This window comes from Variovorax humicola, from assembly GCF_037889915.1.
In the GTDB taxonomy this organism is placed as follows: domain Bacteria; phylum Pseudomonadota; class Gammaproteobacteria; order Burkholderiales; family Burkholderiaceae_C; genus Variovorax; species Variovorax humicola.
Genome location: NZ_JBBKZV010000018.1, coordinates 34,196 through 57,856, shown reverse-complemented (window position 1 = coordinate 57,856; position 23,661 = coordinate 34,196). Strand labels below are relative to the sequence as shown.

Sequence of the window (23,661 nt, the reverse complement as noted above, 5' to 3'; positions counted from 1 at the left end):
CGTTGCGCGGGCCAAGGGGCCGGCCCGCTATCGCGCGTCGGGCACGCGCCGGGTCTTCAGGAAATCCTCGAAGCTTTCGCCGCGCATCTCGGCGTAGACGTGCAGGTTGGTCGTCTTCGACACGCGCGCGAACTTCTCGAGCACGAAGAAGTTGGCGCCATGCTGGATCAGGCCGAGCCAGTCCTTTGCGCGCACGAGTTCCTTCTCGCGCTCGCTCAGGCCGGCCTCGGTCATGAGTTGCTCGGGATCGGCCTCGAATCGATCGCGCCAGGGCTTGCCGATCATTTGCCAGAAGAAGCGGTTGAGCTTCAGCGTGCGGTTGCTGGTGCGCAGGTCGAAGATGTAGGTGCCGGCAATGTCCTCGATGCCCTGGAGTTGCGGGTTCATGCGGCCACCTCCGAATCGGCGTGGGGGCTCGGCGCGGTCGCTGCGCCATCCTCGAACAGCACGACCGTCATCGCGGTGGTAGTGGCGAGGTAGTAGTTCTGGTGGAGCTTGCGCACGCTCGGCCCCATGGCGCCCCGCATCGCCAGCCACATGATCTGCTCGACGCTCTCCGCGCCGCCGAGCCGCACGAAGTCCGCGTGCCGCATGCGCGTGAGCTGCTCCGGGTCATGCTCCAGCAGTTCGAGGAAACGCATGTCCCATTCCTCGTTGTTGAAGCCGGTGCGCTCGCCATGGACCTGGTGCGACAGGCCGCCGGTCCCCACGACGACCACGCGCAGATCTTCGGGATAGGACTCGATCGCGCGGCGCACGGCCTGGCCCAACCGCCAGCAACGCTGCGGCGTGGGCAGCGGAAACTGCAGCACGTTGATGGCGATCGGAACCACCGTGCCGGGCCAATCCGGCTTGTGCGGCCACAGCAGGGGCAGGGGCGAGGCACAGCCGTGGTCGATCGGCTTGTCCTGGAAGATGGTCATGTCGAATTCGTCGTTGACCAGCGACTCGGCGATGTGCGCCTGCAGGTCGACGTTGCCCTTGATCGACGGCAGGTCACGCAGGCCGGCGCCTTCGTCGGCCACCTGGAATTCCTTGCCGACGCCGATGGCGAAGGTGGGATAGAGGTCGAAGAAGAGGCTTGTGCAGTGGTCGTTGTAGAACATGACGAGCACGTCGGCCTTCTGTTCCTCCAGCCATCTGGCGACGGGCAGGTAGCCGTCGAAGAGCGGCTTCCACGCCGGGTCTTGCTGCTTGCCCTTGTCGTACGCCACGCCGATGGTGGGAACGTGCGAGGTGCCGATGCATCCGATGATCCTGGCCATGTTGGTATTCCTTCAGTCGATGTAGCGCAGGCCGGCTTTTTCCAGCGGACCGCGCATGTCATACATGTCCAGCCCGAGCACGCCGGAGGCGAGCCTGGCGCGCTTGGCCGTCTCGTTGTCTTCGCGTGCCTGCGCGGCATCGGCCACCTGGCGGGCCAGCGCAGCGGGCACCACGACCACGCCGTCGTCGTCGGCCAGGACGACGTCGCCGGGGTTGACCAACGCGCCGGCGCAAACCACCGGGATGTTGACGGAACCCAGCGTGGCCTTGATCGTGCCCTTGGCGCTGATGGCGCGGCTCCAGACCGGGAAGGGCATGGCCGTCAACTCCTTGACGTCGCGGCAGCCGCCGTCGATGACCAGGCCGCGTGCGCCGCGGGCGGCAAACGACGTGGCCAGCAGGTCGCCGAAGAAGCCGTCGGTGCTGTCGGTGGTGCAACCAGCGACCACCATGTCGCCGGGCTTCAGCTGCTCGGCCGCCACATGCATCATCCAGTTGTCGCCGGGCTGCAGCAAGACCGTGACGGCGGTGCCACAGGCATGCGCACCGACGAAGATCGGCCGCATGTAGGGCTTCATGAGGCCGACGCGGCCCAGGGCTTCATGCACCGTCGCCGAGCCGAAGCGGCCCAGGTGTTCGACGGCCTCCGCATCGGCGCGCACGATGTTGCGCTTGACGATGCCCAGGTTGTTCATGCTCATGACGGCTCCGTGATGGGGGCGGCGGCGCGTGCCTTCAGCAAGGCATCCAGGCGCGGGAACACGCGGCGCGCGTTGCCTTCGAAGATCTTGGACCGGGCGGTTTCGTTCAGCATCGCGGCGGCTTCGATGTAGCGCCTGGTGTCGTCGAAGTAGTGGCCGGTCTCGGGGTCGATGCCGCGTACGGCGCCGATCATTTCGCTGGCGAAAAGGATGTTGTCGACCGGGATCACCGTGGCCAGCAGGTCGATGCCCGGCTGGTGGTACACGCAGGTGTCGAAGAAGATGTTGTTCAGCAGATGGTCCTGCAGTAGCGGCTTCTTCAACTCCTGCGCCAGCCCGCGAAAGCGCCCCCAGTGATAGGGCACCGCGCCGCCGCCGTGCGGGATCAGGAAGCGCAGGGTCGGGAAGTCCTCGAACAGGTCGGACGTGAGGCACTGCATGAAGGCAGTCGTGTCGGCATTCAGGTAGTGCGCGCCCGTGGTGTGGAAGCAGGCATTGCAGCTCGTCGACACATGGATCATGGCGGGGATGTCATGCTCGACCATCTTTTCGTAGACCGGGTACCAGTGCCTGTCCGACAGCGGCGGCGAGGTCCAGTGCCCGCCCGAGGGATCGGGGTTGAGATTGATACCCACGTTGCCGTATTCACGAACGCATCTCTCCAGCTCGGGGATGCAGGTGGCCGGGTCGACGCCCGGCGACTGCGGCAGCATCGCGACCGGCACGAAGTGGTCCGGAAAGAGCTGCGACACGCGATAGCACAGCTCATTGCAGATCGCCGCCCAGGTCGACGACACGTTGAAATCGCCGAGGTGATGCGCCATGAAACTGGCGCGCGGCGAGAACAACGTGAGATCGAGGCCGCGATCCTTCATCAGCCGCAGTTGGTTGGATTCGATCGATTCGCGCAACTCGTCGTCGCTGATGCGCAGGTCCGAGGCATTCGGCATGGCGGCCGGATCGGCGATGCCCTTGATCTGGCGATTGCGCCAGTCCTCCAGCGCCTTGGGGGCCGTGGTGTAGTGGCCGTGGCAGTCGATGATCATGCGGGGACTCCGGTCGCTTCTGTCTTGTCGTGGGTTGGGGAAAGGTCGACGTTCACGAGCACTTCGCCCCGGAACAGGGCGCGCGCAGTTCGCAACAGCGCAGCGCCGGTGATGACGCCTGTGGCTTGCTCGGTCGTGAGCCGCACCGTGAATTCGCCGGTCGGGTGTTCCACCGCGATGTCGTGCAACGGCGCATGCGGCCTCAAGGCGAAACCAGCCGTCACCGCCTCCGGAAAGATGCATGCGGACGCCACCGACACCGCGCACAGCACGCCGATCGCGTCATGGCAGCGCTTCGGGATGAAGGTCCGCGTGTTGAGCGTGCCGCCATCGAGGGCGGGCGAGACCAGCGTCATCTTCGGCACGACCTTGTTCGTCACGTCGCCCAGCCCCATCAATGCGCCCGCCTTCAGCCGGATCGATTCGATACGGGCCTTGAGCGTCGCATTGGCGTCCAGTTCGGCGGGCGATTCATAGCCGGTGCAATCGAGGTCGGCGGCCCGCATCAGCACGACGGGCATGCCGTTGTCGATGCAGGTGACAGCTACGCCATCGATCGAATCGCAGGCATGGCCAGTCGGCAGAAGCGCGCCGCAGCTCGACCCCAGAATGTCCGAGAAGCGAAGCTCGATCGGCGCAGCGGTTCCTGGCACGCCGCTGATCTGCGTGCTCCCGTCGTAGCGCATGCGCTTGCCGGGCGTTTGCAGCACGGCGTCGCAATACGAGGCCGTGTTGACCATGCGGATGCGCACCGTCGTCTGGCCGTCCTGGGCGCTCACCAGGCCCTGGTCGACCGCGAACGGCCCTACGGCCGAGAGGATGTTGCCGCAGGTCGGCGCGTAGTCGATGCGCGACTCGGCCGCGACGACCTGTCCGAACAGGTAATCGACGTCGGCACGCGCGTCGCTGGAGCGGGAGACGATCGCGATCTTCGTGGTCAGGGGGTTGCCGCCGCCGATGCCGTCGATCTGCTTCGCGTCCGGAAAGCCCATGGCCGCGAGCAGCACACGATCTCGTTCGATGGCGCCGGCAGGCAGGTCGTCCGCCAGGAAGAACGCGGCCTTGGATGTGCCCCCGCGCATCAACACGCAGGGGACGCCGTGAAGGGTGGAGTCGGTTGAGGGAGGCATGACGCAAAGTGTCTGCAATTCGCGCACCGCTCGGCGTCAGTTCTGCTTATTCTGCGTTCTGACTTATTGATCGAGTAGGGTTTACCCGAGATGGGAACGACCAAGCTTTCCTTTGAGGCTGGCGTAAAAAGCAAACTCCGATGCCGCCAAGAAAACTTATCGACAACCAGCCGACGGTAGATGCCGCGGCGGCGCGCATCAACCTGCGCCACTTGCAGGCGTTTGCCGCGGTCGCGGCCCATGGCAGCGTGACGCGTGCGGCGGAAAGCCTGTTCCGGGTGGCGTCCGCCATCACGCGCGCGGTGGCCGAGCTGGAAGAAAGCCTCGGGACGCCGCTGTTCGAGCGCAAGGCACGGGGCATGTTGCTGAACGCGTTCGGCGAGGCCGTCCAGGCCAGGGCGAAGCGCGTCGAGGATGAATTCGCCGCCGCCTGCGTTGAACTCGCTCCCGCGGAGCCTGTGCCACGCGGTGCCAATGCGGCGCGGCTCGATGCCCGGACCTTGATGGCATCGATGTTCAACGGGCGCCGGTTGGCCATCGTGGCCGGCTTGTCGGAGATGCAAAACATGCCGGCCGCGGCACGCGCATTCGGCGTCACCCAACCGGCCGTCAGCACCCTGGTCAGCGAACTCGAGGCCCGTTGCGGCCGTGAACTCTTCGTGCGCTCGGCGCGCGGCGTGACGCCGACGCGTGCCGGCCTCGCGCTCGCGTTCCGGTTCAAACGCGTCCTGGCGGAACTGCGCAGCATCGATTCCGACATTGCAGCGATCGGCGGGGTGGTGCAGGGCAGCGTGGTGGTCGGCGCATTGCCTCTGGGCCGGACCCTGATACTGCCGTCGGCCATTGCCGCGCTGGTCAGGCAGCACCCGAGGCTGCACGTGAGCACGGTCGAAAGCCCGTATGAGGCGCTGGCGGCCCAACTGCGAAGCGGCGACGTGGACTTCATCCTCGGCGCATTGCGGCCCCCGGAGAGTGCACCAGACCTTACGCAGGAAGTGCTGTTCGACGACTGCATCTCGTTGATTGCGCGACTTGGCCATCCGCTTGCCGGCTTGCGGGAAATCGGCTTCGACGACCTGCGAAATTCCCAGTGGGTACTTTCGAGGCCCGGTTCGCCCTCGCGTGACCTGCTGGAGCAATTCTTCCGCGATGCCGTGCAGCCGTCGCCTGCGCCGACAGTGGAGACGGGCGACCTCGCCATCCTGCGCGGCTTGCTGTTGCAGAGCGACATGCTGACTGCCATATCGGCGCATCAACTGCACTACGAGATCGAGGGCGGCTCGCTCGTCGTGCTGAACCTTCCGCTCGAGAAGACGCAACGAAAAATCGGCATCACGCAGCGTGCGGGGGCGCTGGCCTCGCCGGGGGCGCGGGCCTTGATTGCGGAGATCAGGGAGGTGGTGGCGCTCAACGAGTCCGCGCATCGGCCGCGCGCTGGAACAATCCCCAGTCACAGCAACAGGAGCAGACATCCATGAGCAAAACAATCATCCATCGCGTCGGCGTGCAGTTCGGCGATTGCGATCCCGCGGGGATCGTGTTCTTCCCGAATTTCTCCCGCTGGACGGATGCGGCGTCGCACAACTATTTCATCCAGTGCGGACTGCCGCCCTGGCATTCGATGACCGAACTCCCCGGCTGCATTGGCTGCCCGTTGCTGGAGATTCACACGCGCTTCGTCGCGTCGGCAACCTACGGCGAGCAACTCGATATCTCGACCCAGGTCGAGGAATGGCGCGGCAAGGTCTTCATCCAGCACCATCGCGTGATGCGCGGCGACACGCTGATCTGCGAAGGCCGCGAAACGCGCGCACTTTGCGTCAAGCAGGAAGGCGGGCGATTGAAGGCCATTCCAGTCCCCGGATTCATCCTCGACGCTTGCGCATGATTCTCGGGAACTGAATCGCTGAGGGAATCCACCAAGGCTTTACGCTGACCGCCACGGCGCATACTGGCGGCAGACCCGCGCCAATCCCCACAGAGGCCGCGGGCGGAAGACAGGAGACGTCTTTGCAGCGAACCAACATCGCCAATCCGACCTATTTCCACAAGGTTGTCGATTGCCAGTATGCGTGTCCGGCCCACACGCCCGTCCCGGAATACATCCGGCTGATCGCCCAGCGCCGTTACGGCGACGCCTACATGATCAACTGGGTCTCCAACGTCTTTCCCGGCATCCTCGGGCGCACCTGCGACCGGCCTTGCGAGCCGGCATGCCGCCGCGGCCGCGTCGAGGAAAGCAACGCGAAAGACCCCGAGCCCGTGGCCATCTGCCGGCTCAAGCGCGTGGCCGCCGACATGAAGGAGGACGTGCGTTCGCGCATGCCGAAGCTGGCGCCGAAGAACGGCAGGCGCATCGCCTGCGTCGGCGCCGGGCCGGCCTCGCTGACCGTCGCACGCGACCTGGCGCCGCTGGGCTATGACGTGACGGTGTTCGACAGCGACGCCAAGGCCGGCGGCTTCATCCGCACGCAGATTCCACGGTTCCGGCTGCCGGAATCGGTCATCGACGAGGAGACGGGCTACATCCTGGACCTGGGCGTGCATTTCCGCAGCAGCGAGCGCATCGAGTCGATGAAAGCGCTGATGGCGCAAGGCTGGGACGCGATCTTCGTCGGCTGCGGCGCACCGCGCGGGCGCAACCTGGACCTGCCCGGCCGGCAGGAGGCAGCCGCCGGCATTCACATCGGCATCGACTGGCTGAACTCGGTCTCCTTCGGCCATGTCACGCGCATCGGCCAGCGCGTGATCGTGCTGGGCGGCGGCAACACGGCCATGGACTGCTGCCGTTCGGCCCGCCGCCTGGGCGGCACCGACGTGAAGGTCATCGTGCGCAGCGGCTTCGAGGAGATGAAGGCCTCGCCGTGGGAGAAGGAAGACGCCCAGCACGAAGGCATTCCCATCATCAACTTCCACGTACCGAAGGCCTTCGTCCACGAGAGCGGCAAGCTGGTCGGGATGCGCTTCGAGATCGTCCATGCGCAGTACGACGACAAGGGCAACCGCAAGCTGGTGCCCACCGGCGCGCCGGATGCCTTCTTCGAATGCGACGAGGTGCTGGTGGCAGTGGGGCAGGAAAACGCTTTCCCCTGGATCGAGCGCGACTGCGGCATCGACTTCGACAAGTGGGGCTTGCCCACGCTCGACAAGGACACCTTCCAGTCTTCGGTGGCCAATGTGTTCTTCGGCGGCGATGCGGCTTTCGGCCCCAAGAACATCATCACGGCGGTGGCGCACGGTCATGAGGCCGCCGTGTCCATCGACAGGCTGCTGCACGCCGAGGCAATCTACGTGCGGCCGCCGCCGATGACCAACCTGGTGTCGCAGAAGATGGGTATCCACGAGTGGAGCTACGACAACGACACCTCCAACGACCTGCGCTACAAGGTGCCGTGGGCCAAGGCCGAGAAGGCGCTGGCCAGCATCCGCGTGGAAGTGGAACTCGGCTTCGATGAGGCCACCGCGTTCAAGGAGGCCGAGCGCTGCCTCAACTGCGATGTGCAGACCGTGTTCACCGAGACTGCCTGCATCGAGTGCGATGCCTGCGTGGACATTTGCCCGATGGACTGCATCACGTTCACCACCAATGGCGACGAAGCGGACGTACGGCCCCGGCTGAAGGCGCCCGCCCTGAATCTGGCGCAAGACTTGTATGTCTCGGGCGGGCTCAAGACGGGCAGGGTGATGGTCAAGGACGAGGATGTCTGCCTGCACTGCGGGCTCTGCGCCGAGCGTTGTCCGACAGGCGCCTGGGACATGCAGAAGTTCCTCCTGAAAATGACCCCGGCCGGCCCGGCGTGCCGCGACGCGAAGCCTGTGCCGCAAGGAGTGCCAGCATGAACGTCCGCATGCATTTGCCGCTTCCCCACATCGAAGCCGTCAACGATTTCGTCATCAAGTTCGCCAACGTCAATGGCTCGGGCTCGGCCTCGGCCAACGAACTGTTTGCCAAGGCCATCCTGCGCATGGGTGTGCCGGTCAGTCCGCGCAACATCTTTCCCAGCAACATCCAGGGCTTGCCAACCTGGTACGAGGTGCGCGTGACCGAAAAGGGGCACCTGGGCCGGCGCGGTGGCACCGACATGATGGTCGCGATGAATCCGCAGACCTGGGACGCCGACGTGGCCGAACTCGAACCCGGCGGCTACCTGTTCTACGACAGCACGCGTGCGCTGCCGCCCTCGAAGTTCCGCGACGACATCCACGTGATCGGCATGCCGCTGACCGAGATCTGCAACGCGGTCTACAACGATCCGCGCCAGCGCCAGCTCTTCAAGAACATCGTCTACGTGGGCGCGCTGGCCATCCTGCTGGGCATCGAGCCCGAAGTGGTCGAGAAGCTGTTCGGCGAGCAATACAAGGGCAAGGAAAAGCTGCTCGCCTCCAACGTGCAGGCCCTGAACCTCGGTTGCGACTTCGCAAGGGAAAACCTGCGCGACAAGCCCGTGGGCCTCAAGGTACGCCGCGCCGACCGCGTCGGCAACCAGATCTTCGTGGACGGCAACAGCGCCGCTGCGTTGGGCTGCGTATATGGCGGTGCCACCGTGGCGGCCTGGTACCCGATCACGCCGTCGTCGTCGGTGGCGGAGGCCTTCCAGAAGTACTGCGCCAAATTCCGCGTGGACCCTGCCACCGGCCAGCACCGCTTCGCCATCGTGCAGGCGGAAGACGAGATCGCCTCGATCGGCATGGTGGTCGGGGCAGGGTGGAATGGCGCGCGGGCCTTCACGGCCACCTCAGGGCCCGGTGTTTCGCTGATGACCGAGTTCATCGGGCTGGCCTACTTTGCGGAGATCCCCGTCACCCTCATCAATGTGCAGCGCGGTGGCCCTTCCACCGGCATGCCGACGCGCACGCAACAAGCCGACATCCTCTCCTGCGCCTATGCCTCGCATGGCGACACCAAGCACGTGCTGCTGTTCCCGGAAGATCCGCACGAGTGCTTCGAGCATGCGGCGGCGGCGCTGGACCTGGCCGACCGCCTGCAGACGCCGGTGTTCCTGATGACCGACCTGGACATCGGCATGAACCAGCGCCTGTGCAAACCCTTCGAATGGGACGACAGCCGTGCCTACGACCGCGGCAAGGTCATGACCGCGGAGGAGCTGGAGGCGGGCAAGGATTTCGGGCGCTACAACGATGTCGATGGCGACGGCATTCCGTGGCGCACGCTGCCCGGCACGCATCCTACGAAGGGCAGCTATTTCACCCGCGGCACCACGCGCGATGCCTACGCCCGCTATTCGGAGCGAGGACCCGACTACATCTACAACGTGGAGCGCCTGCTGAAGAAGTTCGCGACCGCCGCGACCATGGTGCCGCAGCCGGTGAGCCGTGCGGCCGCGCAAGAGACCGAGCTCGGCGTGATCTATTTCGGCTCGACCAGTCCGGCGATGCACGAGGCGCTGGAGGAACTCGAGGAAAGCGGCATCCACCTCGACGCGATGCGGCTGCGCGCCTTTCCGTTCGCGGACAGCGTGTCGGCGTTCCTCGCACAACATTCGTGCGTGTACGTTGTCGAGCAGAACCGCGACGCCCAGATGCGCAGCCTGCTCGTCAACGAGCTCGAAATCGATCCGGCCAGGCTCGTCAAGGTCCTGCATTTCGACGGCACGCCCATCACGGCGCGCTTCATCGTCCAGGCCATCAGCGCGCATGTGCATGCGCACGCCCTCGATTCGAAGGAAGCCGCATGACCTACATCGCCAAGCCCCGGCTGCGCCATCCGACGCTGGCCACCAACAAGGTCGGCTATACGCGGCGCGACTACGAGGGCAAGATCTCCACGCTGTGCGCCGGTTGCGGCCACGACTCGATCTCGGCCGCCATCATCGAGGCCTGCTGGGAACTGGACATCGAACCGCATCACGTCGCCAAGCTCTCGGGCATCGGCTGCAGTTCCAAGACCCCGGACTATTTCCTCGGCGCATCGCATGGCTTCAACACGGTGCATGGCCGCATGCCCAGCGTGCTGACCGGCGCAAACCTGGCCAACCGCGACCTGCTGTATCTCGGCGTTTCCGGCGACGGCGATTCGGCCTCCATCGGGCTCGGCCAGTTCGCTCATGCGATGCGGCGCGGCGTGAACATGGCCTACATCGTGGAAAACAATGGCGTCTACGGCCTCACCAAGGGCCAGTTCTCCGCCACGGCGGACCAGGGTTCGAAAAGCAAGAAGGGCGTCATCAATTCCGACAGCCCGGTGGACCTGGTCGCGATGGCGCTGCAGTTGGGCGCCACCTACGTCGGGCGCGGGTTCTCAGGCAACAAAGCGCAACTTGTGCCACTGATCAAGGGTGCCATCACCCACGGCGGCGCCGCCTTCATCGACGTCATCAGCCCCTGCGTCGCCTTCAACAACCACCCCGGCAGCACCAAGAGCTACGACTATGTGCGCGAACACAACGAGGCGGTCAGCCGCATCGACTTCATCAGCAGCCGCGACGAAATCACCGTGAACATGGGACCGGGCGAGGTGATGGACGTGCGCCAGCACGACGGCACGCTGCTGCGCCTGCGCAGCCTGCATCCGGGCTATGACCCCGGCGACCGCTATGCCGCCATGGCCTACATGCAAGAGCACCAGCAGATGGGCGAGGTGGTGACGGGCCTTCTCTACGTCGACCCGCTGGCGACCGACCTGCACACCGCACTCAACACCAGCGACCGGCCGCTCAACGCGCTGGGCGCGGCGGAACTCTGCCCCGGTGCGCGGGCACTGGAGCGCCTCAATACCTCCTTGCGTTGACAGAAAGTCGGCTGCAACGTAGAAATTGCCGAGGAGGGCGCAACATGGCCGAACGTACCGTATTCCAGTCCATCTCGCGTAAGCACGTGGTCAGCATCGGCCCACAGGCCAGCGTGCGCGATGCGGCATGCGTCATGACGCGCGCCAATTGCGGCAGCGTGCTGATCATGGAACCACCCGACCTGCTGCTGGGCATCCTGACCGAGCGCGACCTGATGACGCGCGTGCTGGCGAAGGGACTCGACACCGAGCGCACCTCGGCGCGCGATGTCATGACGCCCAACCCGATCTGCGTGCCGCCGGAAACGCTGGTGTCCGACGCCGTGGTGCTGATGCTCGAACGGGGTTTTCGCCACCTGCCGCTGGTCTCGGGCAAGAAGATCCTCGGCGTGTTCTCGGTGCGCGACGCGCTGCCGCGGGAGATCGGCACGGCGCTGAGCCAGACCGAATTCCATGAGCAGGTGAACGACGCGCTGGGTTAAGAAATTTGTTGGGCAGGGCGACGGATTCGCAGGGCCGGCCCGTTCAAGCTCTGTCGACGCTTCGGCGTCCCCACGGAGTTCCCGATGAAAACCTGCCTGCCCGTCGCCGCCGCCATGGCCGCGGCCACAGCCATCCTGTCCGGCTGCGTCGTCGCGCCGGTCCCGCCCCGCGCCGCGTATGTCGCACCGGTGCCGGTCGCGCCCCCGGCGGTCTATGTCGCGCCCGCCGGCGTCGCCTACCTCGCGCCCACCTATGCGATGCCGGGCCCGGGCTATGTGTGGCAGTACCACCCGCGCTACGGCTGGGGCTGGCGCCATCCCGTCCATGGCTGGCAGCGCGGCTGGTACTGACGTGCGGCGCGGCGGCCCCTTGCGACATGTCCATTGGCTGACCTCGATGAACCCGACGACGATCTGCTGGCGCGCCTCGCCCGCGACGAGCCGCGGGCCGCGCATGAGCTGGTGGCCCGCAAGCTGCCGCGCCTGCTGGCGCTGGCGCAACGGATGCTCGGCCAGCGCGCCGAGGCCGAGGACGTTGCACAGGAAGCCTTCCTGCGCGTATGGAATCAGGCGCCGAAGTGGCGGCGAGGCCAGGCCCGCTTCGACACCTGGCTTCACCGCGTGGTGCTTAATCTTTGCTACGACCGGTTGCGCAGCACACGCGCCGCGCATGAACAGGCCGTGGACGATGTCCCCGACATGCCCGACGCCTCCCCGACGCCCGAGCAGCACGTCGGCAACGACCAGCGCAGCGAGCGCGTCGCAGCGGCGCTGGCGCGCCTGCCCGCACGGCAGCGGGAGGCGCTCGTGCTGCAGTACTACCAGGAGCTGCCGCAAGCCGATGCGGCCGCGCTCATGGGCATTTCCGTCGATGCTCTGGAAAGCCTGCTGCGCCGGGCGCGGCAGGGCCTGCGCACGCAGTTGCTGGACGAGGGGCCACCGCCATGACACCTGAACGCCTCGTACAACTCGCCGATGCCTGGGGCGCCGACCTGCGTCGCTGGCCCGAATCCGAGCAGGCCGCCGCACAGGCGCTGCTGGCGCACGATGCTGGCCTGCAGGCCGTCCTGGCCCGTGCCGCCGACCTCGATGCCATGCTCGATCTGCACGCCGTCGCGCCGCCCGATGCGCGCCTGCAGCGCGCCGTGCTGGCCGGCGCTCCCGGCGCTCCCGGCGATCAGCGGGATCAGCGGGATCAGCGGGATCAGCGGGATCAGCGGGATCAGCGGGATCGGCTCGATCAAAGCGAACAGCGCGATCAGCGCAATCAGCGCAATCAGCGCAATCAGCGCAATCAGCGAGATCAGCGAGATCAGCGAGATCAGCGAGATCAGCGAGATCAGCGCGGACGCCCGGAGGGCCAGCGCAGCGGCTGGCAACTTCCCCGCCACTGGTGGTGGCCCGGCGCAGGCGTGGCCGGCGTCGGCCTGGCTGGAACCGTCGTCGGTGCGATGGCGGTCGCTACGGCACTGTCGACCGTGGCTCCGGCGCCCCGGTCCACCGGCGCAGGTGGAACCTGGGCAACCACCGTTTTCGACGGCAGCAGTGCGGCCGAATGGAGCGAGGAATGAGCGCCAACGACAACCGAGCCCGCCTGCGGACCTGGATGCTGCTGTCCATGCTGCTGAACGTGTTCCTCGTGGGCGGCATTGCGGGTGGCGCGTGGCGCTGGTGGACCACCGAGGCGCATGCCGAACACGTGGCTCCGGTCGCGCAGACATCGGGGGGCGAGTCCGCCGCGACGGCACCGCAGCGCGGCCTGCGCTTCGCCGCCGATGGCCTGTCGCCAAGGCAGGCGCAGGCCTTTCGCGTCGGCCTGCGCGATGTCCGGCGTGAATCCGTGGACCTGATCCGCGCCAGTCGCGACGGCCGCATCGAAGTGGCTCGCCTGCTGGCGGCGCCCACGTTCGACCGGAGTGCCATCGACACAACGCTGGCTCGCACCCGGGCCGCCGATATCGCGCTGCGCGAGCGGGTCGAAGGGCATGTCGTCTCCTTCGCCGCGGCGCTGCCGCCCGCGGACCGTGCCACGCTGGTGCAAGGGCTCGCGGCCCAGCAGGGATCGTTTCGCGTACCGCCCTCGCCGGCCAGGCCTTGACTTGACTTGAGCACGGAGCTTCACCCATGACCCCCAGCGCAATCGCCCTCAATCGATTCGGACTTGGTGCCCGCCCCGACGAGCCGCCGCCCGCCGACCCGCGCCGATGGCTGCTCGAACAGTTCGGGCGCTACCAGCCGCAGCCGGCGGCCTGGTCGGGCCAGCAGCCCACCGATACGCTGCTGGCGGGCTACCAGGCAGCGCTGCGCGACGTGCGCAACGCCTCCGATGCCGAAAAGGCCGCACGCCAGTCATTGCGTCGCAGCGCGCGCGACGATTACCTCGCTGCCGTCAACGCGCGGCTGGCAAGCGCGCTCGATACGCCCGCACCCTTCGTCGAACGCCTGGTCCATTTCTGGGCCAACCACTTCGCGATCTCGATCGAGAAACCCCTCGTGCTCAACATGGCCGGCGCGTACGAGGCCGAGGCGATCCGCCCCCATGTGCTGGGCCGCTTCGACGAACTGCTGAGGGCCGCGGTGCGGCATCCGGCCATGCTGGTCTACCTCGACCAGGCGCAATCGGTCGGGCCTGACAGCGTGGCCGCGCGTCGGGTGGCCGAACGCAACCCGCAGCGCCCCCGCGGCCTGAATGAAAACCTGGCACGCGAGATCCTGGAACTGCACACGCTCGGCGTGCGCAGCGGCTATACGCAAGCCGAGGTGACCGAGTTCGCCAGGGCGCTCACCGGCTGGAGCCTGGCAGGGCAGGTGGGTGGCGGGCAAGGCGGGCAAGGCGGGCAAGGTGGACAAGCTGGGCAAGCTGGACAAGGCGACCAGCCCATGGCCATGGGCGATCCGCAGCCCGGCGGCTTCCAGTTCCGCCCCGCGCTGCACGAGCCCGGCCCACGCACCTTGCTCGGCCGCACCTACCCCGATGGCGGCGAGGCGCAAGGGCTTGCGATCCTGCGCGACCTCGCGGGCTCGCCTGCAACGGCACGGCATGTCGCCACCAAGCTGGCGCGCCATTTCGTCGCGGATGATCCGCCGCCCGCGCTTGTCGATCGGCTCGCGGCGGCATTCCTGCGCAGCGGCGGCGATCTGCCGACCGTCTACCGCGCGCTCATCGAGTCACCCGAAAGCTGGATCGCTGGGCAAGGCAAGTTCAAGACGCCATGGGACTGGACGGTGTCGTCCCTGCGCGCACTGGGCCGACACGAACTGAAGGCCGCCCAGGGCGCGCAATTGCTCAACCAGTTGGGCCAGCCGGTATGGCGACCCGGTTCACCCGCAGGCTACGACGACATCGCCGCCAGTTGGGCCGCGCCGGACGCGCTGGTGCGTCGTGTCGAACAGGCGCAGCGCTTTGCATCGCTGGCTGGAAACAGCGTCGACCCTCGCGCGCTCGCGCCGCGCCTGCTGCCGGGGGATGCGCTGAGCGACTCCACGGCCACCGCCATCGCACGCGCCGAGAGCGCAAGCACCGGCCTGGCGCTGCTGCTCGTGTCCCCCGAATTTCTTCGGAGATAGATTTCATGACCGATTGTCGATACCCTCGCCGTGATTTCCTGCGAATAGCGGTCGGCAGCGCTGCATTGACGCTGGTCGCGCCGCGCCTTGCACTCGCCGAGGCCGCCACCCAGCGACGCTTCGTCTTCGTGATCCAGCGAGGCGCGGCCGACGGACTCGAAACGCTTTTGCCCTATGCCGACCCCGGCTACGCGCGGTTGCGCGGCGCACTGGCCTTGGACCCCGCAACCGCCAGCCACCTGGACGGCAGCTTCGCGCTGCATCCCGCGCTGGCCGAAACCGCGAAGCTCTACGCCGCCAAGGAGGCCCTGTTCGTGCACGCCGTGGCCTCGCCATATCGCGACCGTTCGCACTTCGACGGCCAGAACGTGCTGGAAACCGGCGGCGCGGCGCCATACCAACTCAAGGACGGATGGCTCAATCGCCTCGTCGGCCTGCTGCCGCGTGCCAGCAAGGAGGCGATCGCTTTCTCGCCGACCGTGCCGGTGGCCCTGCGCGGCCCGGCGGAAGTGGCCTCGTACGCGCCATCCGCCTTGCCGCAAGCCAGCGACGACCTGATGCTGCGCGTGGCACAGCTCTACCAGCACGATGCGCAACTGCACGCACTCTGGACCTCGGCCATGGACACGCGCGACTTCGCGATGGGCGGCGAGGGCGGCGGCATGGCCGGCCCCGCCCGGCCGCGGCAGGACGGTGCCAGCATCGGCAAGGTCGCGGCCGGCTTCCTGGCGCGTGCGGACGGTCCGCGCATTGCCATGATCGAGACCGGCGGCTGGGACACCCACAGTGCGCAGAACGCACGGCTGGCAGCCCAATTGCGCAATCTCGACGCCATGGTCGCTGCCTTGCGGGACGGCATGGGCGGCGCGTGGTCCGACACCGTCGTGCTGGTGGCCACCGAATTCGGCCGCACCGCCGCGGCCAATGGCACCAGCGGCACCGACCACGGCACCGGCTGCGTCGCCATGCTGCTCGGCGGTGCGGTGCAGGGCGGCCGTGTGCTGGCCGACTGGCCGGGGCTGGACAGCGGCAACCTCTACGAGAACCGCGACCTCAAGCCCACGACGAGCGTCGACGCCCTCATTGCCGGGGCGGCCGGCGAGTGCTTCGGCATCGACCCCCGACGCCTGACGCGAAGCCTCTTCCCGCAAACCGCTCCCTTGCCGGGCGGCGCCAAGGGGGCCGCGCTCCCGCGCCTGCTTCGCGCCTAAAAAAAACTGGCGCACAAACTCGATCGGCGTCATCCTTACGCACGCGCCTCGCTGTGGGCACAAAGCTTGCACCCACCTGACCTCGAGGCTACGGGTAAATACATGGCCAGCCTGATCCTGACCATCGAAGGTCAAACCATTCGAACCGTGCGGCTGCTGGAAGGCGAGACGCTGGTTGGACGCGACCCCGAATGCAGCCTCGTGCTGGAGCGCCCGGGCGTGAGCAAGCATCACGCGGTGGTCATCTGCCGCGGCGACGCAGCCGCGATCCTGCGCGATCTTGAAAGCACGAATGGCACGATGGTGAACGGGCAAAGGGTGTCGGTGACGCCGCTCACGCAGGGCGACGTCATCAAGATCTCCGACGTGGAGATGGAGTACGTGCCGATGGTCCTTCCCGACGCGGAAGAACTCCCCGCACCGCCGCACCATGAAGACGAGTCGCAGGCTGGTGGCGCTCCCACGGCGCCAGGGGATCTGCGAGCAATCACGCGCGCGGGGCCGCGCATCGGCGGCCCCGCTGGCGCCTCATGGGTGGGCGACGCGGTCGCCTTCACCATTGCGGCAAGAGGGCGGGAGATCCAGGCTTTCATCTCGGCGGACGCGCTCCTGTCGCACTTCGACGTGCTGGTCTACGGTCCTGATGGTCCGACGCGGGCCGTCGAAGCCTACGAAGAGAACTATGTTTCGATCAACGTCGTTGCCTACAAGCTCTTTGAAGAGTCAGGACGCGAGCCGATCCGGATCCGCAATTCGGATTTCGAGGCGTGATTATTTCTTCGTCGTGGCGTGATGTTGCTTCGAGCTGCCGTGCATGGCCTTGGGCTTCGGCGGCGGCGTGGTCATCGCGGCCTTGCCGGACTCGAAATCCATCTGGGCCGCAGCCATGCGCTCTTCGCGCGTCGTAGTGGTGACCGCTTCAGCCGCGAAAGCCGACCCGGCGAGGGCGATCAAACTGCCGACGAGAACGCTGCGTAGTACAAACATTTTTCACTCCTTTGGTGCCGGTCAGTCCGGCAGCGCTGGCAAGCCGAAAACAATCCGTTTCACTTGCTGCGTTGTTGCAGTCTCTTCGTAGCCACGGCTTTGTCAAGGCTCAGACGAAACCCGCGGTGCGGAGTTCCCAAGCGGCCCGAGGTGAAAATCGAGGCATGCCTCCCTCCAGCTTTCCGCCGCCACATCTCAACCGGCTCGTCGTGACGGCACTCGCGGCCGCAGTCCTGTCGAGTTGCGCTTCCACGCCGCCGCCAACCCTTCCGGCTGCGACTACACGTTCCGCGCCGACGCTTCAGTCGCCCGCCCTTGCCGGCGCGGATGAAGCGACGCAGCGGCAGGGATTCGCGCGCTGGAGGGCGGACTTTCGCGCCACGGCGCGCGCGAGCGGCATCGGCGAGGCGACCCTGCGCACCGCATTGGACAACGCGCAATACCTTCCGGACGTCATCGCGCTCGACCGCGCGCAGCCCGAGTTCACTCGCACGGTCTGGGCTTATCTCGACAACACGGTCACAGCCCAGCGCATCGCAACAGGCCAGGACAAGTTGCAGGAGGTTCGCCGCGAGGCCGATGCCGCCGCCGCGCGCTACGGCGTCCCGCCCGCCATCGTCGTCGCGATCTGGGGCATGGAGAGCAACTACGGCGGCAACTACGGCAACACGCCGACCATCGACGCGCTGGCCACGCTCGGCTTCGATGGCCGCCGGGAGGAATGGGCACGCCGCGAGTTGCTGGCGGCACTGAAGATCGTCGACAAGGGCGACATCGACAGTGCCCACATGATCGGTTCCTGGGCGGGTGCCATGGGCCAGACCCAGTTCATGCCGTCGAACTTCCTGGCTTATGCAGTGGACGCCGACGGCGACGGCCGGCGCGACATCTGGGGCAGCATGGCCGATGTGACGGCCTCGACCGCGAACTTCCTGGCGCGCTCGGGCTGGCAGGCTGGCAAGCCCTGGGGCGTCGAGGTGCGGCTGCCCGCAGGCTTCGACTACGCGCGCGCCGATCCGTCAGTGCGGCAGTCCGCCGCGCAATGGGCCCAGGAAGGCCTGCAGGCCTTCGACGGGCAGCCGCTGCCGGAACTCGCGGACGCCTCGATCCTGCTGCCGGCCGGTGTGCGCGGACCCGCCTTCCTCGTTGGTGCTAATTTCCGCGTCATCCTGCGCTACAACAACTCGACCAGCTACGCATTGGCGGTCGGCCTGCTGTCGCAACGCCTGGCCGGAGGTCCTGGCGTGCAGGCGCCCTGGCCTCGCGATCTGGCGGCGCTCACGCGCAGCGAGATGATCGAACTGCAGACGGCCTTGAACCAGCGAGGCTTTGCCAGCGGCATGCCCGACGGCGTAATGGGGCCGGCCACCCGCGAAGGGCTTCGCGGCTACCAGCGCAGTGTCGGCTTGCCGGCGGATGGCTTTCCGAGCGCGGCGGTGCTTCAGCGGTTGCGAGAGCCCCGATAGGCAGATCACGCCAATGCGCCGATAGCGTCCTGTCCGCATCGTGACGCGCTCCGGCAACTGCTGCCGTCACTACAGCCTGCGAACCTCCACACGCTGGCGCGACCAGTAAGCCCCATCCAGCCGATCGAGCCGCACGTCGCCACCCGTGGAGGGTGCATGCACGAACCGGCCTCCACCGACATAGATGCCTGCATGCGTGGGCTTGCCGGCACCGAACAGCACCAGGTCGCCCGCGCGAAGGTCACTCATGCTGGTGGACTGGCCGAATCCCGCAAGCTGTGCCACCGTACGCGGCGGCGCCGCGCCCACGCGCGAGCGGTACACATAGCCAATGAGCCCGCTGCAATCGAATCCGCCTTCGGGCGTATTCCCGCCATAGCGATACGGGATGCCGACCAGGCCGAGCGCATGGATGGCGATGTCCTCTGCCTGCTCCGGCGAGAGCGTCGAATAGGGGGCCGAAGGAGAAGAGGACGGTGTCAACGCAGGGCGATTGGCGCAGCCGGCCGCGAGCAGCAAGGCGCACATCAGAAGGGGACGATAGAGCCGATTCATGGACCTGTACGAAGTAGTGCGACACCATCACCGCGTTGAGCCGCACATTAACTTGATTCACCCCGCCACCCCATCCGGGCGGACCCCGCCTGCCGGTTTCCAACACCCGGCAATTGCCTACACAGCGCGCCTCCGGGGCAGCGCCAAAATTGAAGGTTTCAACTCGAAAAGGCTTGTTCATGGCAAGTCGGGTTTCGCCTCGATGGCGCATCCAAGACCTGTCGTTCTCGCAACTCGCAACCTCCGCTGCACGCGACGACGAAAACCTGTTCTATCTCGCCACCTGCGCCTCGTTCATCGAGAGCGGCGCAGACCTCTACACCGGCAACCTCGTCAACTACTTTCGCGACGATGAGGAAGTATTCGGTTGGCGGCGTGACCACTGGGAGCCCGAGGAACTCCAGCATGGCGAGGCGCTGCGCAGTTATGTCGCGCATGCCTGGCCGGAACTCGACTGGGACTCCGCATATCGCAGCTTCCTTGCCGAGTACGCGAACTACTGCAAGGTCGAACTACTGGCGCCCACGCGCGCTCTGGAGATGGCGGCGCGATGCGTCGTCGAGACCGGCACGGCCACCAACTACACCGCCCTGGCACGCTGCGCCACCGAGCCGGTGCTGCAGGACCTGGCGTCGCGCATCGCCGCCGACGAGATCAATCACTACAAGCACTTCTACCGGTTCTTCCGGCGCTACCGGGAGGCAGAGAGCGTCGGGCGCACCCGCGTGCTGGTCACGCTCGGCCGGCGCACCCTCGAGCTTCGCATCGAAGACGCCCCACGCGCGATCCGCCATGCCGCGAAGAGCCGCTGTCCCGCCTGCGCCGGCGACCGGGCCTACCTGCGCAGCGTGGGCGCCGGCATGCGCGCGGCCGTGCGCAAGAATCTCCACCCCGGCACCACGCTCAAGATGCTGATGCGACCACTCGCGCTCCCGCGGCCGGTTCAGGCGGTGGTGCAGTACCCGATCGAGAAGTTCATTGACAACGTGTTCCTGCGCTGACGTGTTCGAGCAAAATGGCGAGCCCGCGCCCGCACTCAGCAGAAATCACAGTGGACAAGTAATGCAATCCGTACGAGATGTCGCGACGTTTTCCGAAGTACTCTCACAAGAGGGCCTCGCTGCCGCCCTCGCATTTCTGAACGCGGGCGTGGCGCATCGCTACACCGCCATCTATCGATTCGAAGGCGAGTTGCTTCGTAACGTCGCGTTGTACGACAAGCTCGACCAGGTGCGCCCGGACTTCTTGCTGATGGTTCCCTTCAGGCACAGCTTTTGCCAATTCGTCTTGCGGGACCAGGCTTTCCGGACCGAGGATTCGCGGCTCGACCGTCGACTCGACGGCCATCCGTATCAGGGTGTGGTGATCTCGTACCACAGCGTTCCATTGACGACCCAGGAGGGCGCCTTGTGGGGCACCATGAGTCACTTCGATATGGTCAGCCACAGCCTGTCCGACGAGGAATTCGAGTTGCTTCAGCAGGCGGCCCGGGCTCTTGGAAGCCACTTGAAACAGCTGGACCCGTAGAAGCTGCGGGCGACGTCAGTGAGTGCGGGTATTGGCGAGTTGGGGCGCCTCCGGGTCCGTCGCCTCGCTGTCGATCAGTTCCCGCAACGAATCGTCGAGCACCGGGACCTTGCCGTCTTTCAATCGGACTTCCACAGCGTCCAGGATCGACGTAAGGAGCGCGTCGGGCAATTGACGACCTTTGAGGTAACTTCCGACAAGCGCGTGCGCGGCAAACTGTGAGAGGGCCATGCGTGCATGGTAGTGCGATAAATGCTGCGCCGCAGCATCCGGCTGGGGGCCAAGCGCGCTTTTAGAGGAAGGTGCCCAACTTCAGCACCGACCGTCACTTCCGTTGTACCGCGCCCACATACAATGCTGCACCGCACCATGCCCGCATGGCGCCCACTGATTTCCGCCCCGTCCTGACCAGCAGGACCGGGCCTCGACAACCGGTAATCGGGGCTTCGGCCGCCTGATTGACCGTTCTGGAGCAAATCAATGAACCCAACGCAACTCCCACCGTCCGGCGGCGACCCACCCTCGCTGCTGCGACGTATTCCTCTGGCGATCGGCGCCCTGTTCCGCCTGCTGGCGAATGCCGACCTGGCTGCGCGGTACATCGCGGTCCGCGATGGCGCCGCGCCGGCCCCGGCCCCGTCTTCGGCGACGGCCCCGACTCCCGCGCCGGCCCCAGCCCCGGCGGTCAGGCCGGCGCCCGCACCGCCCGTGTTGAAGGAGCCAAGTCCCGACGCCGCACTGCAGTTGCTCGCCCTGCTGCAGCGCGAAGCCCGCCTGATCGACTTCGTCGGCGAGGATCTTGGCGGTTACGCCGACGCCCAGATCGGCGCTGCGGCACGCCTGGTTCACGAAGGCTGCGCCAAGGTGCTGCGCGAGCACTTCGTCATCGTGCCGGTTCGCGACGAGGCCGAAGGCGGCCGCGTCACCTTGCCTCCGGGCTTCGACGCAGCGGCCATACGCCTGACGGGCAACGTGGTCGGCCAGCCGCCCTTCAGCGGCAGCCTGACACACCGCGGCTGGCGCGTCACGGAAGTGCGCTTGCCCAAGATGGCCGAGCAGCACGACGCGCGCGTGGTGGCACCGGCGGAGGTCGAACTGTGACCGTACCTCGCTTTGCCATCGGCATCGACCTCGGCACCACGCACAGTGCACTGGCCTGGGTCGACATCGCCGGCAGCGACGGTGACGCCACCGCTCACGGCACGCTGCCGATCCCGCAACTGACCGCGCCCGGCGCAGTCGAGTCGATGCCGTTGCTGCCGTCGTTCCTGTACCTGCCGCACGCGGACGAGATGGCGGCTGGCGACTTGGCGCTGCCCTGGGCGGCGGAAGGCCCGCATGCGGTCGGCGAACTGGCGCGCAACCGCGGTGCAACGACACCGATCCGCCTGGTCTCGAGCGCCAAGAGTTGGCTTTGCCACCCCGGCGTCGACCGCCGGGCCGCCATCCTGCCGCACGACGCACCCGCGGACGTCGCCCGGGTGTCGCCCCTGGATGCCTCGACGCACTACCTGGAACACGTCCGCAACGCCTGGGACCACGCGCACCCGGATGCGCCGTTCGCCGAGCAGGACGTGACGGTGACGATACCGGCGTCGTTCGACCCCGCCGCCCGCGAGCTGACGGTCGAAGCCGCCAGGACCGCCGGCTGCAATTCATTGACGCTGCTCGAAGAGCCGCAATCGGCGCTGTACAGCTGGATCGAGGCAAGCGGCGGCGCCTGGCGCAAGCAGGTGCGGCCGGGCGACGTCATCCTGGTCATCGACGTCGGGGGCGGTACCAGCGACTTCTCTCTGATCGCCGTGCTCGAACGCGACGGCAATCTCGAACTGCGCCGCGTCGCAGTCGGCGAGCACATCCTGCTGGGCGGCGACAACATGGACCTGGCGCTTGCGCACGTCGTCGCCCGCAAGCTGGCGTCCGCGGGCACCACGCTGGACGCGTGGCAAATGCGCGCGCTGACCTATGCCTGCCGCAGTGCCAAGGAAAAGCTGCTCGGCAACGCTGGTGCGCCGGCCGACTCCACGGCCCAACCCATCGTCGTGCCCAGCCGCGGCAGCAAGCTCATCGGTGGCTCGATCCGCACCGAACTGACGGCCGACGAAGTGGGCGCGACGATCGTCGACGGTTTCTTTCCGCAGGTCGAAGCCTCGGCGCGGCCGGTGAGCCGCGTGCGCGCGGGCCTGGCGCAACTCGGCTTGCCGTATGCACAGGATGCCGCCGTGTCGCGCCATCTGGCGGCGTTCCTCGGCCGGCAGCTCGGCGCATTGGCCGAGCTGGAAGGCTTCGGTGACGGCAACGTTGCAGAAGGCGCCAGCTTCCTGCACCCGACCGCCGTGCTGTTCAACGGTGGCGTCTTCAAGTCGTCGCTGCTGGCAGATCGCATGCTGGCGACCGTCGACGAATGGCTCGCCGCCGAGGGCGCCGCGCCCGCACGGTTGCTGGACGGGGCCGACCTCGACCTGGCCGTGGCCCGCGGCGCCGCGTACTACGGCTACGTGCGGCACGGTCGCGGCGTGCGTATCCGCGGCGGCACCGCATTCGCGTATTACGTCGGCGTCGAATCGTCGATGCCCGCCGTGCCCGGCATAGAGCCGCCGGTCGAGGCGCTCTGCGTCGCGCCGTTCGGCATGGAGGAGGGCACCGAAGCCGAGTTGCCGGCGCTCGAACTCGGGCTTGTGGTCGGCGAGCCGGTGCACTTTCGCTTCTTCGCCTCGTCGGTGCGGCGCCAGGATGGCGTCGGCACGCTGCTCGACACCTGGGCGACCAGCGAATTGCAGGAACTCGCACCGATCTCCGCGACGTTGCCGCCCGAAGGCCGCAACCCCGGCGAGGTGGTGCCGGTGCGGCTGCAAGCCCGTGTCACGGAAGCCGGCACGCTGGAACTCGAAGCGGTACCGCGCAGCGGCAGCGAACGCTGGAAGATCGAATTCGATGTGCGTGGCGAGCGCCTTCAGGAAGCTTGACGGACCCGG

The 23,661-nt window shown here is 66.9% G+C and carries 26 protein-coding genes; 18 read left to right on the top strand and 8 right to left on the bottom strand.

From position 1 onward, the window contains the following. Positions 1–27 precede the first annotated feature (27 nt). The 5 genes from WKW80_RS23725 to WKW80_RS23705 are packed head-to-tail and all read right to left on the bottom strand — an operon-like array spanning position 28 to position 4,143. Positions 28–387 (bottom strand): protocatechuate 3,4-dioxygenase, encoded by a 360-nt coding sequence (locus tag WKW80_RS23725; RefSeq protein WP_340366027.1) that lies wholly within the window; start codon positions 385–387, stop codon positions 28–30. After that, the gene (locus tag WKW80_RS23720) at positions 384–1,265 is read right to left on the bottom strand and encodes a gallate dioxygenase (RefSeq protein ID WP_340366026.1); all 882 of its coding nucleotides are present in this window, start codon (positions 1,263–1,265) and stop codon (positions 384–386) included. Before WKW80_RS23720 ends, WKW80_RS23725 begins: the two co-directional genes overlap by 4 nt. A 12-nt stretch (positions 1,266–1,277) precedes the next feature. Further along, positions 1,278–1,961: a 4-carboxy-4-hydroxy-2-oxoadipate aldolase/oxaloacetate decarboxylase gene (ligK, locus tag WKW80_RS23715; protein ID WP_340366075.1), complete on the bottom strand. Its 684-nt coding sequence runs from the start codon at positions 1,959–1,961 to the stop codon at positions 1,278–1,280. Positions 1,962–1,963: 2 nt separating this feature from the next. After that, on the bottom strand, positions 1,964–3,013 hold the full coding sequence (locus tag WKW80_RS23710; protein WP_340366025.1) for an amidohydrolase family protein: 1,050 nt from the start codon (positions 3,011–3,013) through the stop codon (positions 1,964–1,966). Further along, on the bottom strand, positions 3,010–4,143 hold the full coding sequence (locus tag WKW80_RS23705; protein ID WP_340366024.1) for a 4-oxalomesaconate tautomerase: 1,134 nt from the start codon (positions 4,141–4,143) through the stop codon (positions 3,010–3,012). The genes WKW80_RS23710 and WKW80_RS23705 overlap by 4 nt, the downstream gene beginning before the upstream one ends. Positions 4,144–4,283: 140 nt before the next feature. Between WKW80_RS23705 and WKW80_RS23700 the strand changes: the two genes are divergently transcribed. The 13 genes from WKW80_RS23700 to WKW80_RS23640 all read left to right on the top strand — a co-directional run bounded on the left by WKW80_RS23700 (position 4,284) and on the right by WKW80_RS23640 (position 16,922). Then, entirely contained in the window at positions 4,284–5,621 is a 1,338-nt protein-coding gene (locus WKW80_RS23700; protein WP_340366023.1) for a LysR family transcriptional regulator, read from the top strand. Further along, positions 5,618–6,031, top strand: a complete 414-nt coding sequence (locus tag WKW80_RS23695; protein ID WP_340366022.1) for an acyl-CoA thioesterase — start codon at positions 5,618–5,620, stop codon at positions 6,029–6,031. Before WKW80_RS23700 ends, WKW80_RS23695 begins: the two co-directional genes overlap by 4 nt. A 122-nt stretch (positions 6,032–6,153) precedes the next feature. Then, on the top strand, positions 6,154–7,983 hold the full coding sequence (locus tag WKW80_RS23690) for an FAD-dependent oxidoreductase (protein ID WP_340366021.1): 1,830 nt from the start codon (positions 6,154–6,156) through the stop codon (positions 7,981–7,983). Beyond that, entirely contained in the window at positions 7,980–9,839 is a 1,860-nt protein-coding gene (locus WKW80_RS23685; protein ID WP_340366020.1) for a 2-oxoacid:acceptor oxidoreductase subunit alpha, read from the top strand. The genes WKW80_RS23690 and WKW80_RS23685 overlap by 4 nt, the downstream gene beginning before the upstream one ends. After that, positions 9,836–10,891 carry a 2-oxoacid:ferredoxin oxidoreductase subunit beta gene (locus WKW80_RS23680; protein WP_340366019.1) on the top strand — a complete coding sequence of 352 codons (1,056 nt, stop codon included), beginning with the start codon at positions 9,836–9,838 and terminating at the stop codon, positions 10,889–10,891. The genes WKW80_RS23685 and WKW80_RS23680 overlap by 4 nt, the downstream gene beginning before the upstream one ends. Before the next feature lie 44 nt (positions 10,892–10,935). Then, the gene (locus WKW80_RS23675; protein ID WP_340366018.1) at positions 10,936–11,373 is read left to right on the top strand and encodes a CBS domain-containing protein; all 438 of its coding nucleotides are present in this window, start codon (positions 10,936–10,938) and stop codon (positions 11,371–11,373) included. Between the two features lie 84 nt (positions 11,374–11,457). Continuing rightward, entirely contained in the window at positions 11,458–11,724 is a 267-nt protein-coding gene (locus tag WKW80_RS23670; RefSeq protein ID WP_340366017.1) for a hypothetical protein, read from the top strand. 33 nt (positions 11,725–11,757) lie between these two features. After that, positions 11,758–12,321 carry an RNA polymerase sigma factor gene (locus tag WKW80_RS23665; RefSeq protein WP_340366016.1) on the top strand — a complete coding sequence of 188 codons (564 nt, stop codon included), beginning with the start codon at positions 11,758–11,760 and terminating at the stop codon, positions 12,319–12,321. Beyond that, the gene (locus tag WKW80_RS23660; protein ID WP_340366015.1) at positions 12,318–12,944 is read left to right on the top strand and encodes a hypothetical protein; all 627 of its coding nucleotides are present in this window, start codon (positions 12,318–12,320) and stop codon (positions 12,942–12,944) included. Before WKW80_RS23665 ends, WKW80_RS23660 begins: the two co-directional genes overlap by 4 nt. Next, on the top strand, positions 12,941–13,471 hold the full coding sequence (locus WKW80_RS23655) for a periplasmic heavy metal sensor (protein ID WP_340366014.1): 531 nt from the start codon (positions 12,941–12,943) through the stop codon (positions 13,469–13,471). Before WKW80_RS23660 ends, WKW80_RS23655 begins: the two co-directional genes overlap by 4 nt. 26 nt (positions 13,472–13,497) lie before the next feature. Beyond that, a complete protein-coding gene (locus WKW80_RS23650; protein ID WP_340366013.1) occupies positions 13,498–14,940 on the top strand; it encodes a DUF1800 domain-containing protein in 1,443 nt (480 codons plus the stop codon). Positions 14,941–14,945: 5 nt separating this feature from the next. Next, positions 14,946–16,151, top strand: a complete 1,206-nt coding sequence (locus tag WKW80_RS23645) for a DUF1501 domain-containing protein (protein WP_340366012.1) — start codon at positions 14,946–14,948, stop codon at positions 16,149–16,151. Positions 16,152–16,253: 102 nt separating this feature from the next. After that, positions 16,254–16,922 (top strand): DUF1488 family protein, encoded by a 669-nt coding sequence (locus tag WKW80_RS23640; protein ID WP_340366011.1) that lies wholly within the window; start codon positions 16,254–16,256, stop codon positions 16,920–16,922. Here WKW80_RS23640 and WKW80_RS23635 read toward each other — a convergent pair whose 3' ends face one another. After that, positions 16,923–17,138, bottom strand: coding sequence for a hypothetical protein (locus WKW80_RS23635; protein ID WP_340366010.1), 216 nt, complete (start codon positions 17,136–17,138; stop codon positions 16,923–16,925). A 164-nt stretch (positions 17,139–17,302) separates the two neighbouring features. On the opposite strand from WKW80_RS23635, the gene WKW80_RS23630 reads away from it, so the two are divergent. Further along, positions 17,303–18,604: a lytic murein transglycosylase gene (locus tag WKW80_RS23630; RefSeq protein WP_340366009.1), complete on the top strand. Its 1,302-nt coding sequence runs from the start codon at positions 17,303–17,305 to the stop codon at positions 18,602–18,604. Between the two features lie 69 nt (positions 18,605–18,673). Here WKW80_RS23630 and WKW80_RS23625 read toward each other — a convergent pair whose 3' ends face one another. Next, positions 18,674–19,159, bottom strand: a complete 486-nt coding sequence (locus WKW80_RS23625; protein ID WP_340366008.1) for a C40 family peptidase — start codon at positions 19,157–19,159, stop codon at positions 18,674–18,676. A 179-nt stretch (positions 19,160–19,338) separates the two neighbouring features. Between WKW80_RS23625 and WKW80_RS23620 the strand changes: the two genes are divergently transcribed. Next, a complete protein-coding gene (locus WKW80_RS23620) occupies positions 19,339–20,160 on the top strand; it encodes a ferritin-like domain-containing protein (protein WP_340366007.1) in 822 nt (273 codons plus the stop codon). A 1-nt stretch (position 20,161) separates the two neighbouring features. Then, positions 20,162–20,686 (top strand): GAF domain-containing protein, encoded by a 525-nt coding sequence (locus WKW80_RS23615; protein ID WP_340366006.1) that lies wholly within the window; start codon positions 20,162–20,164, stop codon positions 20,684–20,686. Between the two features lie 15 nt (positions 20,687–20,701). On the opposite strand, the gene WKW80_RS23610 is transcribed toward WKW80_RS23615, so the two are convergent. Beyond that, positions 20,702–20,917, bottom strand: coding sequence for a hypothetical protein (locus WKW80_RS23610; protein WP_340366005.1), 216 nt, complete (start codon positions 20,915–20,917; stop codon positions 20,702–20,704). Between the two features lie 249 nt (positions 20,918–21,166). Here WKW80_RS23610 and WKW80_RS23605 point away from each other — a divergent pair, with 249 nt between their 5' ends. Next, positions 21,167–21,787 carry a DUF2760 domain-containing protein gene (locus tag WKW80_RS23605; RefSeq protein ID WP_340366004.1) on the top strand — a complete coding sequence of 207 codons (621 nt, stop codon included), beginning with the start codon at positions 21,167–21,169 and terminating at the stop codon, positions 21,785–21,787. Beyond that, positions 21,784–23,652 carry an Hsp70 family protein gene (locus WKW80_RS23600; RefSeq protein WP_340366003.1) on the top strand — a complete coding sequence of 623 codons (1,869 nt, stop codon included), beginning with the start codon at positions 21,784–21,786 and terminating at the stop codon, positions 23,650–23,652. The genes WKW80_RS23605 and WKW80_RS23600 overlap by 4 nt, the downstream gene beginning before the upstream one ends. Positions 23,653–23,661 lie beyond the last annotated feature (9 nt).